The 13439-nt window shown below is 72.9% G+C and carries 13 protein-coding genes; 9 read left to right on the top strand and 4 right to left on the bottom strand.

The features are described 5' to 3' along the window. Window positions 1-139: 139 nt before the first annotated feature. Window positions 140-1057: a GH12 family glycosyl hydrolase domain-containing protein gene (locus tag ACEZDE_RS00895; RefSeq protein ID WP_380530510.1), complete on the top strand. Its 918-nt coding sequence runs from the start codon at window positions 140-142 to the stop codon at window positions 1055-1057. 23 nt (window positions 1058-1080) lie between these two features. Here the strand turns inward: ACEZDE_RS00895 and ACEZDE_RS00890 are convergent, their stop codons facing one another. The 4 genes from ACEZDE_RS00890 to ACEZDE_RS00875 form a co-directional block, all read right to left on the bottom strand. Continuing rightward, window positions 1081-1794 carry a hypothetical protein gene (locus ACEZDE_RS00890; protein WP_380530507.1) on the bottom strand — a complete coding sequence of 238 codons (714 nt, stop codon included), beginning with the start codon at window positions 1792-1794 and terminating at the stop codon, window positions 1081-1083. Between the two features lie 88 nt (window positions 1795-1882). Next, window positions 1883-3808, bottom strand: coding sequence for a hypothetical protein (locus ACEZDE_RS00885; RefSeq protein WP_380530504.1), 1926 nt, complete (start codon window positions 3806-3808; stop codon window positions 1883-1885). A 75-nt stretch (window positions 3809-3883) separates the two neighbouring features. Further along, window positions 3884-4102 carry a hypothetical protein gene (locus tag ACEZDE_RS00880; RefSeq protein WP_380530501.1) on the bottom strand — a complete coding sequence of 73 codons (219 nt, stop codon included), beginning with the start codon at window positions 4100-4102 and terminating at the stop codon, window positions 3884-3886. 71 nt (window positions 4103-4173) lie between these two features. After that, the gene (locus ACEZDE_RS00875; RefSeq protein ID WP_380530498.1) at window positions 4174-4389 is read right to left on the bottom strand and encodes a hypothetical protein; all 216 of its coding nucleotides are present in this window, start codon (window positions 4387-4389) and stop codon (window positions 4174-4176) included. A gap of 281 nt (window positions 4390-4670) precedes the next feature. Here ACEZDE_RS00875 and ACEZDE_RS00870 point away from each other — a divergent pair, with 281 nt between their 5' ends. The 8 genes from ACEZDE_RS00870 to ACEZDE_RS00835 all read left to right on the top strand — a co-directional run bounded on the left by ACEZDE_RS00870 (window position 4671) and on the right by ACEZDE_RS00835 (window position 13415). After that, complete coding sequence (locus ACEZDE_RS00870) at window positions 4671-5054, top strand: helix-turn-helix domain-containing protein (RefSeq protein WP_380530495.1); 384 nt, start codon at window positions 4671-4673, stop codon at window positions 5052-5054. Between the two features lie 202 nt (window positions 5055-5256). Then, on the top strand, window positions 5257-5517 hold the full coding sequence (locus ACEZDE_RS00865; protein ID WP_380530492.1) for a hypothetical protein: 261 nt from the start codon (window positions 5257-5259) through the stop codon (window positions 5515-5517). A 100-nt stretch (window positions 5518-5617) separates the two neighbouring features. Beyond that, window positions 5618-6337 carry a response regulator transcription factor gene (locus ACEZDE_RS00860; protein ID WP_380530489.1) on the top strand — a complete coding sequence of 240 codons (720 nt, stop codon included), beginning with the start codon at window positions 5618-5620 and terminating at the stop codon, window positions 6335-6337. Next, window positions 6334-7839 carry a sensor histidine kinase gene (locus ACEZDE_RS00855; RefSeq protein ID WP_380530486.1) on the top strand — a complete coding sequence of 502 codons (1506 nt, stop codon included), beginning with the start codon at window positions 6334-6336 and terminating at the stop codon, window positions 7837-7839. Before ACEZDE_RS00860 ends, ACEZDE_RS00855 begins: the two co-directional genes overlap by 4 nt. 168 nt (window positions 7840-8007) lie before the next feature. Further along, complete coding sequence (locus tag ACEZDE_RS00850; protein WP_380530483.1) at window positions 8008-9453, top strand: FtsW/RodA/SpoVE family cell cycle protein; 1446 nt, start codon at window positions 8008-8010, stop codon at window positions 9451-9453. Between the two features lie 62 nt (window positions 9454-9515). Beyond that, window positions 9516-10985, top strand: coding sequence for a peptidoglycan D,D-transpeptidase FtsI family protein (locus ACEZDE_RS00845; RefSeq protein ID WP_380531166.1), 1470 nt, complete (start codon window positions 9516-9518; stop codon window positions 10983-10985). Between the two features lie 58 nt (window positions 10986-11043). Next, a complete protein-coding gene (rbsK, locus tag ACEZDE_RS00840; RefSeq protein ID WP_380530480.1) occupies window positions 11044-11970 on the top strand; it encodes a ribokinase in 927 nt (308 codons plus the stop codon). Between the two features lie 116 nt (window positions 11971-12086). Next, on the top strand, window positions 12087-13415 hold the full coding sequence (locus tag ACEZDE_RS00835; RefSeq protein WP_380530477.1) for a sensor histidine kinase: 1329 nt from the start codon (window positions 12087-12089) through the stop codon (window positions 13413-13415). Window positions 13416-13439 lie beyond the last annotated feature (24 nt).

The following is a 13439-nucleotide window of genomic DNA, read 5'->3' as shown; positions in this document are numbered from 1 at the left end:
CAGGTGGGCGAGCACCGCGCGCACCGCGTGCGCTCGAACGGCTGGGCCCGGCGACCGTCCCCTCGGTTGCCGGGCCCAGCCGTTTGTCGCGGGTACGCTGACCAGGGAAATCGAGCTGGTCGGCGCTGAGGGGGCAGAGGTGGTCCGGCGCTGGGTGCTGGTGGCGCTGCCGGTGCTGCTGACGGCAGGGGTGGCGGTGGCGGCCGTGCTCCAGCAGGGGTTCGGCGGTGGACCGGCCACGCGCGGTCCGGTCTCGCTCTGCACCAGGCCGGGCCAGCGCTTCCCGGTGGCGTCGGTGGGGAACGGCTCCTACCAGCTGAACCCGGACGAGTGGAACTCGCAGGCGGCGCTGTGCATGAGCGGCGACGGCGGTGCGGACTTCACGGTGACCAGCAGCGGCCTGTCGGCCGGCGCCGACAGCAGCGCCGGAGCCCCCGGGGCGTACCCGCGCATCGCGTACCAGCCCGGGGCCGGGGAACTCCCGGTGCCGGTGGCCTCCTTGGGTGATGCGCTGACCAGCTGGAGCACCACGGTCGTGCCGACCGGCCGGTACGACGTGGCGTACGACGTCTGGTTGGCGCGGGACGCGACGGGCTGCGCCGCGAAGGTCCCGCCGTACGAGCTGATGGTCTGGGTGAACCAGCGGGGCGGCCCGGTCCCCCTCGGCGGGCGGCTCGGCGGGAGCGGTTCGACGGTCACCCTGAACGGCAAGGCCTACCTGGTCTACGGCCACCGGCCGACGTCCCGCACCTCCCCGACGGACCATCAGGTGATCACCTATCAGCGCGCGGTGACCACCACCTCGGTCCACGACCTGCACCTGCGCCGGTTCATCGCCGACGCCGTCGACCGCGGGTACATCCCGGCCGCGGGCTACCTGTGCTCGGTGCAGGCGGGTTTCGAGATCTGGAACGGCGGTGCCGGGCTGTCCACCGACTCCTTCTCGTTCCGGCTCCCGGGCGCACGACTGCCGCCGTGGCCGGGAAGGGGCCAGGGCGGCAGCCGCGGGCGCCGGCAGGCGCGCGGGGGGAGTGGTGCGGTCGGGGGTGGTGCCTGAGCAGCAACGGAGTTGACGTGGAGTCAGCTGGTGTACATCCGGTGCACGGTGACGTGCGGGGCGGTGACGCCGAGGGCGTCCACGCCGGGGCCCTTGGGGGCGTGCGCGGCGGCGGTGTCGAGGAGCGCGGTGACCTGTGCGGCCAGGGCGTCGGCCTGGGCCTTCACCGTCGCGATCGGTGCGGTCGACCTGCCCAGTGCGTCCAGCCTGCGGTGGATGTCAGCGAGTTGGCGCAGTTGGGCCCCGCTCAGGGTGAACGGGCGCGGCGTGGAGACGATGAACTGGTAGGCGCCGGCCAGGGTCTGGCAGCCGTCGCAGTGCCGGTTCGCGGCGTTGCTGGTGTTCACCGCGTTGAGATGGATGTTCTCCCCGGCCATGGTGACGATCTGGAAGGACAGCGCCACCGAGCGGCAGGGCTTGGCCGCGGTGCAGCCCACCGAGTCGGCCTCGGCCTGGTTGTGGAACGCCGCAGCGAAGACGCTGCCCTCCTGGTGCACGGTGAAGGAGTCGTCGAAGCGGGTGCGCTGCCCCGGGACGGCGAGCGCGTGGGCGCTGTCGCTGGCGATGGCCACCCCGTGTCCGGTCCCCGCCGTGGATCCGGGGCCGGCGGCCTGGGCGGTGGCCGCGGTGGCCACCGCGGTGAGGCCCACGCCGGCGAGCAGCCCGATCCGGACGGCCTTGCGGCCGAGCCCGGTCCGGGTGGCAGCCGCTCTGCGGTGCTGGTTGAGGTTCATCATGAGGTCTCCTGAAGGTGTGCTGGATCGAGGATCCTGGTCGCGGGTCCGCTGCCGTGCGGCCACCGCTGTGCGGCCGTCGTGCGGGTCACTACTGCGTGGCGGCCGGGGAGGGAGCCGCGGTGGCCGGGTCCGTGGTCGGCGCTTGGGTCGGCGCGGCCGTGGTCGGAGGGTCGGTCGGGGCCGCGCTGGTCGGCGCGGGCTGGGTGGTGGCCGGCGGCGGCGAACCCGCCACCGTCGCCGGTGCGTGCGACGCGGTGCCGACCGGCTTGCCGGGGGCGCCGGGGGAGGCGCCGGACGGCGCGGGCGTCGTGCTGCCCGGGGTCGGGCTGAGGCCGGGCACCGGGCCGCCGCCCGCGGCGGGCGCGGTGGATCCGCCCTGCGTGACGCTGCCGGTCCCGACGCCGGGCTGCGACGGGGCCGGAGCCTGGCGACTCGGCGGCGGGGCGGTCACCCCGGGCTGCAGCACCGGGACGATCGGCGCGGTCGGCGGCAGCGGCTTGGGGGTGATCCCCCCGGCCCAGGCGCAGCCCAGCGCGGTGACCCCGGCCAACCCGAGGACGCAGAAGCCCAGTTGCAGCTTGCGGTTGCCGTGGGTGGCCCGGACCGCGGTCCGCAGCAGCCGGCCGCCGAGCCGGACCGAGAGGTAGGTCATCCCGGCGAGCGGGCAGATCAGCATGGCGCTGCCGAGCACCCCGACCAGACCGGCCGCCAGGTGGCCGTCCGCGAACGCCGCGCCGGTGCCGCTGAGTTGGGCGGTCAGCGAGCGGATGCCGGTGCTGAGGATCCGCGGCAGGTTCCACAGGGCGTAGCCCAGGTCGCCGAGCAGCAGCGGGACCATGGTCAGCACCCAGGTGGTGACGATGACCCGGGCCGACTTCTTCAGGTCGGCGACCTCGGGACGGACCGGACGGCCCCGGTGGAGCACCGAGTCCAGCACGCTCAGCAGGATCGGCTTGATCTTCCCGAACAGGTCGGGCACCCCGGCGAGGTCGCCGAGGATGTAGTAGCCGTCCAGCCGGACGGCGGGCATCAGTTGCTCCAGCACCTCGAAGTGGCCGAGGTAGACGGCGCTGAGGAAGAACGGCTGGCCGGTCAGGAAGTAGCAGCCGCCCATGCCGAGCATGAAGACGACGTTGAAGTAGACCCCGCCCAGGTCGGTCCTGATCCGCCCGGCCCGGCCGATCCGGTAGACGTCGGTGACGTCGGTGTACATGGACGGCCAGATCAGGAACAGCCCGCAGCCGATGCAGCCGGGGTGCGCCCCGCCGTAGCGGCAGGCCGAGGCGTGGCCGAACTCGTGGAACACCACCGAGGCCACCGTCAGCGCGAACACCACCAGCAGCAGCACCGGTTGGTTCAGCACCTCCAGCACCGGGGTCATCGCCCCGTAGAAGCCGAACAGCCAGACGTCCATGGCGACCATGGCGGCCAGCACCAGCACCACCACGGCCGGACGGTGCAGCCAGGCCAGCGAGCGGCCGATCCGGTTCACCCGGGCCTCGCCGAACATCACCTTGTGGCCCTTGAGCGCCAGCAGCAGGTCGGACCGCGGCGCCTCGGCGACCTCGTCGCCCTCCTGGTCGAACGGGACGGTGACGCCCAGAGGTTGGAGCTTCTGCTCGACCAGGTAGGCGATGTTCTGCTCGCTCACCTCGCGCCCGTAGAGGCCGCTGACCCGGTGCGAGATGCGCTCGGTGTCGCTGACGCCGTCGATGCACCCGGCGACCAGGTGGAGCAGCCGCGAGAGCTGCACCACCTGGCCGTCCCCGCGGCGGGCGATGTACTTGGCCTCGGTGAAGCCGGAGCCCTGGTACTCGCCGTGCAGGCGGAGGCCGGCGGCCAGCCTGGGCACCGGGAACGCGGGCACGGGCTCCGCGGGGTACGGCTGCTCCACGGTGCGCTGCTCGTCGTACTCGTCGTGCCCGAGCTGCCCGTGCAGCTCGAACTGCTGGTACGTGGTGGCGAAACCCCCCGGTCCGGGCACCAGTGCCCCCGGCTCCACGCTCACGGTCATGCTGTGTCCTCCCCCGGCGCGGGCCGCGCCCTCCCCGGCGCGGCCCGCGCCCCTGTGCTTCGCCTTGAGCCGGTGCTACTGGTGGATGCTGATCGACTGCGAGGCGTCCGAGCCGGCCGCGGAGCCGAGCGAGGCGAAGTTGCCGGCCAGGGACTGGTTGCTGGCCTCGACGTTGGCGACGTGCTTGGTGACGTTGACGGTCTTGGTGAAGCTGAACTTCAGCTTGCTGAGCGCCTCGCGGCCGGGGAGCAGCTCGGCGGACTCGGCGTTCAGCTCATTCATGTCCATGCTCATGGGAGTGCCTTTCGAGAAGTGGTGTCTGAGGGTTCTGCGGGCCCTGCGGGTGTGAGTACCGCGGGTGGGAACTACTGGCTGATGCTGATCGACTGGCTGGCGCTGGAGGAGGCGACCGCGCCCAGCGAGCCCCAGTTGCCGGCGGAGGAGCTGTTGGCCGCCTCGACGTTGGCGACGTGCTTGGTGACGTTCACGGTCTTGGCGAAGCTGAACTTCAGCTTGGACAGGGCCTCGCGGCCGGGGAGCAGCTCGGCGGACTCCGCGTCCAGCTCGTTGATGTCAAGCATGGTCAATTCCCCCTAAGGAATGGACTGGTGACGATCAGACAGGAGAAGGGAACCCCCCCGACTCCGTCCAACTCGGTCGGACGTTCTGTCCAACGAGATTGGACACTAGTCGGCCGGGAACGCGCTTCGCAAGCGATTCCGTCGCAACGTTCTGCAACAGACCGGTAACAGAGAGAAGTTGCCAGGTGGGAGCCCTGGAATCGGCCCCGGAGCGGAAGATCGCCGTAGAATCGGACCGTCGCAGGCCGCCGAAGGGGCGGCCGACAGGAGGCGTCGCCCAGGTGTCCAACGCCCTGCAGCAGTTGATGAGAGAGCGGTTGGACCGGCAGGGCTGGTCCTATGGCGAGGCGGCCCGCCGGGGCGGCATCCCGCGCTCCACGGTGCATCACCTCGCCACCACCGAACGGCTGGTCAGGATGCCGCAGCCGGCCACCCTCGAGGGCCTGGCGCGGGCGCTCGACCTGCCGTTGGACGCCGTCCGCAGGGCCGCCGCGGAGGCCTGCGGGATCCACGTCTACGCCGCCGCCGAAGGCTCGTCCGACCCGGAGGTGGACGTGCTGATCGCCAGCCTGCAGAAGCTGTCGGTGGACGACCGCCGCCATGTCGCCGCGCTGGTCGAGTCCCTGCTGGACCGCCGGGGCGGTGACGGCGACGCCGCCGGATGACGTACCGGGCAGAGATGCCACTCGAAGCAGAGCGGACAGATAGCACGCCGCCGGTGCCAGATCCGGTTCCCTGATTGTCCGGACATGACCGGATCGGGCGAATATCGCCGCAGGCCCCCTTGCCCGCCCGCGTCTGCGACTAGCGTCTGCGGATGACAGGGGCGGGTGAGCCGCACGACGCCCCCGGGGACCAGGGGGATACGTGCTGGTCGTTCAGGGAGGTCCCACCACCGCCGTCGTCCGGGGCAGCAGCGGCGAGTCCGTCGTGCTGCTCTCCGGTGAGCTTCCCGCCGAGCTCACCACCGACGGCCTCGCGGAGGTGCTCGACCTCGCCGCCGCCGTCCTGGACGGCGCGGAGATGCTGTTGTTCCGCCGCTGCCTGGCCGCGCTGTGCCGGGGGGACCTGGCGGGCACCCGCCGGATCGAGATCGACGGCGCCGTGCTCACCGTCTACGGCGGGTGAATCCGGGGGCGACTCGCCGACGCGGCCGGGCGGTGGGCGTGAGCAGAGCCTCATCCGCGTTCTTACCGCGTTCTCACGAGTTCCGTGGAGAATCGATGCTGTGACGTCGACTGTACTTCTGGCCGAGGACGACCGGGCCATTCGCGAATCCGTTGTCCGCCTGCTGACCCTGGAGGGCTACCAGGTGACCGCCGTCGCCGACGGCATCCAGGCTCTGGCCGCGATCCACCGCGAGCGGCCGGACTGCATCGTGCTGGACGTGATGATGCCCGGCATCGACGGCCTGGCGGTCTGCGGCGTGTTGCGCGCCGAGAACGACCGCACCCCGATCCTGATGCTCACCGCCCGGGTGGAGACCTCCGACCGGGTGGCCGGGCTCGACGCCGGTGCGGACGACTACATGGTCAAGCCGTTCGAGGCGGACGAGCTGATGGCGCGGCTGCGCGCGCTGCTGCGCCGGGCCGTTCCGGTGCCGGTCCCGGCCGACCCGCCGTCCAGCCGGTCCGCCCCGGTCGGCGGGGACCTGATCGAGGTCGCCGACCTGCGGATCGACCCGACCGCCCGGCGGGTCTGGCGGCACGGCGCGGAGATCGCGCTGTCCCGGACCGAGTACGACCTGCTGGAGCTGCTGGCCCGGAACGCCGGGATCGTGCTGGACCACAGCACCGTCTACGACCGGATCTGGGGCTACGACTTCGGGCCCGGCTCCAAGAACCTCGCTGTCTACATCGGCTACCTGCGCCGCAAGCTGGAGGTCGAGGGCGCTCCCGCGCTGATCCACACCGTCCGGGGCGTCGGCTACACCCTTCGCGAGCCGTGACCGGGCCGACCGGGCCGTCGGGAACCGCAGGAGCGGTCGGGCCGCCCCCGGCGCAGCGGGCCGAACCGGCTCCGCAGCGCCGGGTCACCGTCCCGGCCGGTCTGCGGGTCCGCTTCTCGGTCACCTTCGCCGGGGTCGCCGCGCTGGTCGCGGTGCTGGTCGGCGGTCTCGGCTACGACGCCGCGGCGAACCTGATCCGGCACGACCGGGCCAGCGACTTCGCCCAGTCGCTGGCGGTGCTGCAGGCCGCCGTGGTGCAGTCGGAGCTCTACCCGTCCGACTTCCAGAGCAGCAGTCAGAACGACGACCAGCTGGAGGACCGGCTGACCCAGTCCGGCGACATCGGCATCCAGGTGCTGGGCCCGGACGGCAGCGTGGTCGAGAAGGGCAAGCCGGACCCGCTCCCGGTCGACGAGACCGACCAGGACCTGGCCGCCCAGGGCAAGGCCGGGCACGTGCACGACGTGACCGAGGACTCCGGCGGCGACCGCTACCGGGTGGTCACCGTGGCGCTGGGCGGCGGTCGCGGCGCGGTGCAGCTCTCCGAGCGGCTCAGTGCCACCGACGACCTGCTCTACCAGCTGCTGGAGCGCACCGCGCTGCTGGCGACCGCGGTGGTGCTCGCCGCGGGAGGTTCCGGCTGGTGGCTGGCCGGGCGGATCACCCGGCGGCTGGTCCGGCTGACCGGGGTGGCCGAGCAGGTCGCCTCCACCGGACAGCTGGACGTGGACGTGCCGCGCAGCGGCGGCGACGAGATCGGCCGGCTCGGCCGGGCCTTCGACGACATGCTGGGCCGGCTGGCCCGCTCCAAGGACGACCAGCGCCGCCTGGTCCAGGACGCCGGGCACGAACTGCGCACCCCGCTGACCTCGCTGCGCACCAACATCGCCGCGCTGCGCCAGCTGGAACGGCTGCCGGCGGAGTCCAGGGCGGCGCTGCTGGACGACCTGGCGACGGAGACCAGGGAGCTGAGCGTGCTGGTGAACGAGCTGGTGGAGCTGTCCGCCGACCGCCGGGAGACCGAGGAGTCGGTCGAGGTCGAGCTGGACGCCATGGCCGAGCGGGTGGCCGAGCTGGCCCGGCGCAGGACCGGGCGGGAGATCGTGGTGGACGCCGCCCCGGTGCTGGTGACCGGACGCCCGGCGGCGCTGCAGCGAGCACTCACCAACCTGGTCGAGAACGCCGCCAAGTTCTCCCCGGAGGCCGCCCCGATCCTGGTGCGGGTGACCACCGAGCGGATCACCGTGCTGGACCGGGGCCCGGGGCTGGACGAGGGCGACATCGACCGGATCTTCGACCGCTTCTACCGGGCCACCCGGGCCCGCAGCCTGCCCGGCTCGGGCCTCGGCCTCTCCATCGTCAAGGAGGTGGCCGAGAGCCACGGCGGCCGGGCCTTCGCCCGGAACCGGGCCGGGCTGGCCGGGGGCGCGGAGATCGGCTTCACGCTGGCTCCGGAGCAGGTGGCGACACGCCGTCAGATAAATCGGACAAAAGACTCATAAGCTGTTAAATTCCCCTGGTAGTCCCGCTGCCAGGGAAGGAAAACCATGAGCAATCCCGTCGCCGTCGGCCACCCGGACGTCGTGAACCCGGACGTCGTGCTGATCGGGGTCGAGATCGCGGTCCTGGCGGCTCGCGGCTGACGGCCGCACCGGCCCCCGAGGACGCCGATGGCCGCCGCGACCGTACCCGCGACCCCCGCAGGCCCCGCGACGCCGCTGCCCCGGGTCCCCACCCGCCGCGGCACCGAACTGGTGCTGGTGCTGCTGGCCGTGCTGATCGCGGCCTTCGGCTACGCGGACGTGGGCCTCGCCATCGACGACAGGGTCCCGCCGGACACCCTCGGCTACGGCGTGGGGCTCGGGCTGCTCGCCCTGCTCGGGCACCTCGCGGTGAGGTTCCGGGCGCCGTACGCCGACCCGCTGCTGCTGCCGCTGGCAGTACTGCTGAACGGCCTCGGGCTGGTGGTGATCTACCGGCTGGACCGGGCCACCGCCACCTCCTCGGCGCCCTCGCAGCTGGTCTGGTCGGCGCTGGGGGTCGCCCTGTTCGCGGCCGTGGTGCTGCTGCTCAGGGACTACCGGGTGCTCCAGCGCTACACCTATCTGCTGGCCTTCGGCGCGATCGTGCTGATGATCGTCCCGATCTTCCTGCCCGCGGTGTACGGGGCCAAGATCTGGATCCAGATCGGGCCGCTGTCGTTCCAGCCGGGAGAGGTCGCCAAGATCGCGCTGGCGATCTTCTTCGCCTCCTACCTGGCGCTGAACCGGGACGCGCTGGCGCTGACCGGCCGCCGGGTCTGGAAGCTGGAGCTGCCGCGCGGCCGGGACCTCGGCCCGATCATGGTGATCTGGCTGGTCAGCACGGCCGTGCTGTTCCTCGAACAGGATCTGGGCACCTGCCTGATCTTCTTCGGCCTGTTCCTGGTGATGCTGTACACGGCCACCGGGCGGATCGGCTGGATCGCGGTCGGCCTGGTCCTGGTCGGCCTCGCGGTGGTCCCGGTGGCGCTGTGGGAGCCGCATGTGCACAGCAGGTTCGTGGACTGGCTGCACCCGATGGCGAGCATCGACGCGGGTCAGGGCGCGGGGCAGCTGGCCCAGTCGCTGTTCGCCTTCGCGGCGGGCGGCCTGCTGGGCACCGGCCTCGGCCAGGGCCACTCCTACCTGATCGGCTTCGCGGTGAAGTCGGACTGGATCCTGGCCACCTTCGGCGAGGAGATCGGCCTGGTCGGCCTGGCCGCGCTGATGCTGGTGTACCTGGTGCTGGTGGTGCGGGGGTACCGGGCCGGGGCGATGCTGCGGGACCCGTTCGGGCGGCTGCTGGCGATCGGCCTGGCGTCGCTGCTGGCGCTGCAGGTGTTCGTGGTGGCGGGCGGCGTCACCGACCTCATCCCGCTGACCGGGATGACCATGCCGTTCCTGGCCCAGGGCGGATCGTCGCTGGTGACCAACTGGGTGCTGGTGGCGCTGCTGGTCCGGCTCAGCGACGCGGCCCGCCGCCCGCACGTCCCGCCTGCGCCTGCGCCTGACGCGCCGTCCGCGCCTGCCGCGCCCCCGTCGCCTGCCGCGCCGGAGCCGGGGGACGGGTCGGCTCCGGGGACGGTGCGCCCGTGAGCCCCTCCACCCGTGGTTCCGGCCCGGCGTCGGAGCCGGCCGCCGGGGCGGTCCGGCTCTCGCTGAGCCGGACCTCGCGCCGGGCCGGGCACTTCTGCCTGCTGCTGATCCTGGTCCTGCTGGTCAACTTCACCCGGGTGCAGTTCGTCCAGGCGAAGAAGTACGACGACAACGCCGCCAACCAGCGCTCGGTGATCGCCCGCTACTCGCAGCCCCGCGGCGACATCCTGGTCGGCGGGCGGGCGGTGACGGCCAGTCAGCACACCGGCAGCGGCCTCTACCAGTACCGCAGGAGCTACACCGACGGCCCGCTCTACGCCCCGGTCACCGGCTTCTCCTCGCAGACCTACGGCAACTCGCTGCTGGAGGGCGTGGAGGACGGCGTCCTGGCTGGAACGGACAGCGACCTGGCCACCCACCCGCTGCTGAACGCGATCAGCCGGGCCCAGGTGCCCGGCGGCGACGTGGTCACCACCATCAACGCCAAGGCGCAGCAGGCCGCGTTCGCCGGGCTGGGAAGCAAACGCGGCGCGGTCGCCGCGATCGACCCGGCCACCGGCCGGATCCTGGCGCTGGCCAGCACCCCGTCCTACGACCCGGGCAGCGTCAGCGGGACCGGCAGCGCGGTCACCAAGGCCTGGGACGCGCTGAACGCCGAGTCCTCGCAGCCGATGCTCAACCGGGCGCTGCGGCAGACGTATCCGCCGGGCTCGACCTTCAAGGTGGTGACCCTCTCGGCCGGGCTCACCGACGGGATCTACAGCGGCATCGACGTGCCGACCGACTCGCCCGACCCCTACCTCCCGCCGGACACCACCGTGCCGCTGGTGAACGAGAGCGCCAGTGACGCCTGCCGCAACGCGACCCTGCGGTATGCGCTGCAGGTGTCCTGCAACACCGTCTTCGGCAAGCTCGGCGTCGACGTGGGGCAGGCCGGGATGGTGCGGATGGCCGAGGCGTTCGGCTTCGACCAGAGCGCCCAGACCGTCCCGGTGGGCGTGGTGAAGAGCGTCTTCGACACCACCATGACCAGCAAGGCGTATCTGGCCCAGTCCTCGATCGGGCAGTACAACACCGCGGCCACCCCGTTGCAGATGGCCGAGGTGGCGGCGGCGGTCGCCGACGGCGGGGTGCTGATGAAGCCTCAGCTGGTGGCGTCCACCACCAGGAGCGACGGCCATGTGCTCACGTCCTTCACGCCGCAGCGGTTCGGGCAGCCGATCAGCGCCTCGGTCGCGGACCAGGTGCAGCAGGCGATGGTCGGCGTGGTGACCTCCGGGACCGGCGGCAACGCGGCGATCCCCGGGGTGACCGTCGGCGGCAAGACCGGCACCGCGCAGAACGGCATCGACAACAGCGGCACCCCCTACGCCTGGTTCATCTCCTGGGCGAAGCCCAGCGGCTCGGCGACCTCCCCGGTGGCGGTCGCGGTGGTGGTCGAGGACAGCGACGCCAACCGGGCCGACATCAGCGGCGGCGGTCTGGCCGCGCCGATCGCCCGAGCGGTGATGCAGGCCGTGCTCAACGGTTGAACGTTCCACCGTTGAATCTTCCACTGAACCTCTTGACCTGCTGCTTAGAGTGTTCAGCATGCCGATGATCGCAGTAGTGGGCAGCATCAACCTCGACCTGGTCGTGCCGGTGCCGCACCATCCCCTGCCCGGGGAGACCGTGCTCGGCGGGGAGCTGGCCGAGCACCCCGGCGGCAAGGGCGCCAACCAGGCCGTGGCCGCGGCCCGGCTCGGCGCGCAGGTCGCCATGGTCGGCCGGGTCGGGGCGGACGCCGACGGGGTCCGGCTCCGGGCCGCGCTGGAGCGCGAGGGCGTGAACGTGCGCTGGGTGCTGGCCGAGCAGGGGGCCAGGACCGGACGGGCGCTGATCGCGGTGGACCGGGAGACCGGCGAGAACACCATCGTGGTCAGCCCTGGCGCGAACACCGCTCTCGCTCCGGAGCACTGCGCTGCTTCCGGAACGGTGCTCCGCGACGCGAGCGTCACCCTGCTGCAGCAGGAGGTCCCGGCCGCCACCGTGGAGACCGCCGCGCGGCTGGCCGGCGGCACCGTCCTGCTCAACCCGGCCCCGGCCCGGGAGGACCAGGCCGCCCGCGCCGACCTGCGCGACCTGCTGGACATGGTGGACGTGCTGGTCCCCAACCGCACCGAGCTGGCCGCCCTCACCGGACGCCAGCTGCCGGACCTGCACGCGGTCGCCGAGGCGGCGCTCAGCCTGCGCGGCCCGTCCGCGGTCGTGGTCACCCTGGGCGAGGACGGAGCACTGCTCTGCGAAGAGGGCGCCGTCCTGCTGGTGCCCGCGTTCGACGTGCTCCCGGTCGACACCACCGCCGCGGGCGACGCCTTCTGCGGCGCGCTCGCCTGCGCGCTGGCCGAGTCCCGCCCGCTGCACGAGGCCGTCCGGCACGCCAACGCCGCCGCGGCCCTGGCCACCACCCTCCCCGGCGCGCAGCCCTCACTGCCGACCCGCGACGAGGTCGAGAAACTGCTCGGCCACAGCTTCTGAGCCCGCGACGACGCGTCAGACGCCGTGCGCCGGCGTCGCGCGCCGAGGGCCCCGCGCTGACGCCTCGCGCCGAGCGCCCCCGGGCGGACACCTCCAAGGCATATGCTCGGGCCACCATGGACGGAGCACCGCAGCGCAGCACATCCGCCCCCACCGCCGCCCTCCTTCGCGTACGCTCTGTCGCGCAGTTGGTCCGCCAGGCCGCCTGGGCGGCCCCGGACCAACGCGTGCTGCTGGTCCGCTCGCTGTCCAACCCGCGGCTGCGCACCGCCCTCGCGGTGCTCTGCGGGGCCGGGGTCTGCGTGCTGACCTACACCGCCGACACCCAGCTGAACCAGCTCGTCCTGGGCAGCCTCGCCTGGGCGCTGGCCGGGCTGCAGGTGCTGCCGCTGCTGCTCGCCGCGCAGCGTCCGCTGGCGGCCTGGCGGATCTCCGCGGTCGGGCTCACCCTGACCACCTTCGCCGAGGTCGGCCACGCGCCCACCCCGTTCTGGCCCTGGCCGGTCAGCGGCTGCCTGGCCTACGTGGTGCTGCTGTTCGTCACCGCCCAGGTGTACGGGCGGGACGTCGCGGTCGGCGTCGACCTGCTGACCGCGCTGGCGGTGCTGCTGCCCGCGGTCTTCCTGGTCGGCCTGCCGCCGGTGGTGCTGGCGGTGGCCGCGGTGGTGGTGACCCTGGTGCTGGTGCTCGGCGAGTCGATCCACTCCCGGCAGGAGGCCGAACGGCACCTGGTCGCCGCCGAGGAGCAGCGCCGGGCCGGGCTGGCCCGCCAGGCCGTGCTGGAGGAGCGGTCCAGGATCGCCCGCGAGCTGCACGACGTGGTGGCGCACCACATGTCGATGATCGCGATCCAGGCCGAGGCCGCCCCGTACAAGCAGCCGGGGCTGCCCGAGCAGACCCTGCGCACCTTCGGCGCGATCCGTGAGGCCTCGACCACCGCGCTGACCGAGATGCGCCGGGTGATCGGGCTGCTCCGCGAGGAGGACGAGAACGCCGAGCGCGCTCCGCAGCCCGGCATCGACCGGATCCCGGAGATGGTCAGGGCGGCCCGGCAGGCCGGGATGCAGGTGGACCTCACCCTGGCCGGCGGCCCCGAGCGGGCGCCCGCCGTGGTGGACGTCTCGGTCTACCGGATCGTCCAGGAGGCGCTGAGCAACGCCGGGCGGCACGCGCCGGGGGCCAGGGTGGAGATCGAGGTGCTGCGCACCCAGGACGCGGTCCAGGTGCACGTCGCCGACGACGGCCGGACCTCCGGCGGCCCGGTCCCCGGCGGCCAGGGCGGCCACGGGCTGACCGGGATGCGCGAGCGCGCGGCGATGCTGGGCGGCACGCTCCGGGCGGTGCCGCGCGAGCACGGCGGCTTCGAGGTCACCGCGCAACTGCCCCTGGACGGGGTGCCGCCGCAGCGCGGGGGAGAATCGAGTGCCACGGCCGACGCGGAGTGACTCCGCCTGACGCACCATCAACGG

This window comes from Streptacidiphilus cavernicola (assembly GCF_042510955.1).
In the GTDB taxonomy this organism is placed as follows: Bacteria; Actinomycetota; Actinomycetes; order Streptomycetales; family Streptomycetaceae; genus Streptacidiphilus; species Streptacidiphilus cavernicola.
This window is presented reverse-complemented; position numbering and strand designations above follow the sequence as displayed.